Source organism: Desulfonatronospira sp. MSAO_Bac3 (assembly GCF_003838035.1).
In the GTDB taxonomy this organism is placed as follows: Bacteria; Desulfobacterota; Desulfovibrionia; order Desulfovibrionales; family Desulfonatronovibrionaceae; genus Desulfonatronospira; species Desulfonatronospira thiodismutans.
This window is the reverse complement of record NZ_QYZY01000373.1, coordinates 1-2,757: the sequence shown is the minus strand read 5'-3', so window position 1 is coordinate 2,757 and position 2,757 is coordinate 1. Positions and strand designations below refer to the sequence as shown.

The window sequence follows — 2,757 nt, the reverse complement described above, 5'->3', positions numbered from 1 at the left end:
CCTTGTCTGCAATGAATCTTTTTATGATCAGATGCATGACCAGAAGACTCACTTTTTCCTTGTAACCGGGGCTGATATCCTGGATCTCGGAAGAATAGATGTAGCGGCGGACGTTCTGGTAAGCATAGGAAAGCTCCGCCCCCAGCAGGACAATCATCCAGCTGAGCTGCAGCCACACCAGAAACAGCGGCAGGGCAGCAAAACTGCCGTAAATGGCGTTGTACCGGACCACTCCCACTTGAAAGTTTACGTAACCCCACTGCAGAAGCTGAAACATGGTCCCGGAAATGATGCCTGCAATGAGGGCGGCCTTGAAGTTGACCCTGGTATTGGGCATGGCCATGAAAAGAAAGGTGAACAGCAGCCAGATGATCACGTAAGGAGTAAACTGGGCCCCCCACTGGAAAAGGTCCGCCACCAGGGCCAGCCACCCTTCCGCCAGGTACTTGTAGATCTCCGTGGTCAGAAAAACAGTCAGACTTCCGGAAAGGATCACCAGCACCGGGGCCAGGACCATGACCGAGAGGTATTCGGTGAATTTGCGCACCCAGCTTCTGCCTTCCTGCACCCCCCAGACGGCGTTGAAGGAAAGCTCTATGTGGTCCAGCACCTTGATCACTGCCCACAGCAGAAACAAAAAGCCCACCCCGGCAATTACCCCGCCCCGGGTCACCTCCAGCATGGAGTAGGAAAACTGCACCACCTCGTCAAAGATCTCCTCGTGAGCCCCGAGGTACTGTTCCAACTGGGACTGCAGCATGTCGTCCAGGCCGAACCCCTTGGCAATACCGAAAGCCAGGGCCATAACCGGCACGATGGACAAAAGGGTATAATAAGTCAAAGAGGAGGCCCGCATGGAGCAGTCGTTGCGGCTGAATCCCTGCAGCGCCGCCAGAAAAACCCTCAGGTGGTGGGTCATGAAGGCCTTTGCCCGGGACAATTCCTGGACATCTAACCTCCAGATATCCGACTGCAGAAAAGACTTGATCTTTTTGAGCATAAAAGATTACCGGGCCCTGCCCTGCCCCGCAGTGGCGGCAATGGCTGCCTGTATTTCCTCGGGATCACCCAGGTATCTGCTTTCAATGGGAGTCAGGTCCTCTTTCAGGCGGTATACCAGGGGCACGCCGGTGGGGATATTGAGCTTTAATATCTCTTCATCTGAAATATGATCCAGGTACTTGACCAGGGCCCGCAGGCTGTTGCCGTGAGCGGCCACAATGAGCCTTTTGCCGGCAAGTATCTGGGGAGCCAGGTAATCGTTCCAGTAGGGCAGGAAGCGGTTCACCGTGTCCCTTAAGCACTCAGCATCAGGCAGCAGCCTGGGATCAAGTCCCTGGTAACGAGGATCAAAACGGGGGTGGCGCTGGTCGTCATAATCCAGGGCCGGCGGAGGCAGGTCATAGCTCCTGCGCCACTTGAGCACCTGGTCATCACCGTACCTGGCCGCGGTCTCGGACTTGTTCAGCCCCTGCAGGGCCCCGTAATGACGTTCATTGAGCCTCCAGCAGCGCTGCACCGGTATCCACATGAGATCCATGCGGTCCAGTACCAGCCACAAGGTGCGAATGGCCCTTTTTAGAACCGAGGTATGGGCCAGGTCAAAAGAAAGGCCTTCCTCCTGCAGAAGCTCCCCTGCTTTTGCAGCCTGCTCCACGCCCTGGGGGGTAAGATCAACGTCCGTCCATCCGGTGAAGCGGTTCTGCAGGTTCCATTCGCTCTCTCCATGCCGAAGCAGCACCAGGGTATACATAAAGTCTCCTTGTTTTTTATGTTGCAGGCACCGGCCTGCTTTTTCTTTATCCAAGTATATCTTTAACCCCGCCAGTGGGCAAGATTAATTAATTCACCCATATTTGCTTCAACCCCTTGACATTTGGGCCAAGATTATCCATGTAACAGGGTGTATCGAGCGGGTGTAGCTCAGTTGGTAGAGTACAAGCTTCCCAAGCTTGGTGTCGCGGGTTCGACCCCCGTCACCCGCTCCACTCCAGGCTTAATTCAACGTATTTGCGTTTGTATGGGGTGGACCTCTTGGTCCACTTTTTTTTTGAGTTGTGCATTCAGTTTTCATCCGGAGTAAAAACTAAGCATATTTATGCCTGCTTTGCTCCGGCAAAAGCATTGTCATGAGTAAATACTCTTTCTGCTATGGACTATCAGGAAATAAAAAAACAGGTTGAAGAGCTGGTACAGACCAACTGCAGGCTCATGGGCCTGGAACCGTGGGGCATGGATTTTGTTCCGGGCACTGGGAAACAAAGAGGCGTGCTCAGGGTTTTTGTGGATTCCCCGGAAGGAGTGAGCATCGATCAGTGTGCAGACCTCAGCCGGCAGTTGAGCGTGGCCCTGGACGTGGAGGACCTTGTTCCGGGATCCTACAACCTGGAAGTCTCTTCTCCCGGGCTTAACCGCAGGTTTTTCCGCCCGGAGCAGATGAGAGGATATACCGGACATAAGGTGAAGATAACCTTGAAAGAGCCCAGAGACGGTCGCAAAAACTTCACCGGCACCCTGCAGGATGCGGAAAACGAAACCATAAGCATCCAGACCTCTCCGGACTGCACCTGGAGTTTTCAATGGGACGAGATAGACAGGTCCAGACTGGTGGAATAGTTTATACTTGATTGTTATTTATTGTTATTTTTGGATATTTATTATAATGGAGGAAGGCCGTATGAGCCTGGAACTTAAAAAAATCATAGACCAGATCAGCAAGGACAAGGGCATTGACAGGGACATGCTGGTGGATACCCT

3 protein-coding genes and 1 tRNA gene are annotated in these 2,757 nt (G+C 53.1%); 2 read left to right on the top strand and 2 right to left on the bottom strand.

The genetic code is table 11. The features are described 5' to 3' along the window. Together D5S03_RS13015 and gpmA are read right to left on the bottom strand one after the other, a co-directional pair. A partial coding sequence (locus tag D5S03_RS13015) for a YihY/virulence factor BrkB family protein (protein ID WP_287044352.1) occupies positions 1–1,000 on the bottom strand: 1,000 nt, incomplete at its 3' end. A 6-nt stretch (positions 1,001–1,006) separates the two neighbouring features. Beyond that, entirely contained in the window at positions 1,007–1,753 is a 747-nt protein-coding gene (gpmA, locus tag D5S03_RS13010; RefSeq protein WP_287044350.1) for a 2,3-diphosphoglycerate-dependent phosphoglycerate mutase, read from the bottom strand. Positions 1,754–1,912: 159 nt separating this feature from the next. Here gpmA and D5S03_RS13005 point away from each other — a divergent pair. Both D5S03_RS13005 and rimP read left to right on the top strand, forming a co-directional pair. Continuing rightward, positions 1,913–1,988, top strand: a tRNA-Gly gene (locus D5S03_RS13005). A gap of 163 nt (positions 1,989–2,151) precedes the next feature. Continuing rightward, on the top strand, positions 2,152–2,616 hold the full coding sequence (gene rimP, locus D5S03_RS13000; RefSeq protein ID WP_287044349.1) for a ribosome maturation factor RimP: 465 nt from the start codon (positions 2,152–2,154) through the stop codon (positions 2,614–2,616). Positions 2,617–2,757: the final 141 nt, after the last annotated feature.

Excerpts from the sequence above, each read along its gene's own strand:
- gpmA (WP_287044350.1), bottom strand. The coding sequence starts at position 1,753 with ATGTATACCCTGGTGCTGCTTCGGCATGGAGAGAGCGAATGGAACCTG.
- rimP (WP_287044349.1), top strand. The coding sequence starts at position 2,152 with ATGGACTATCAGGAAATAAAAAAACAGGTTGAAGAGCTGGTACAGACC.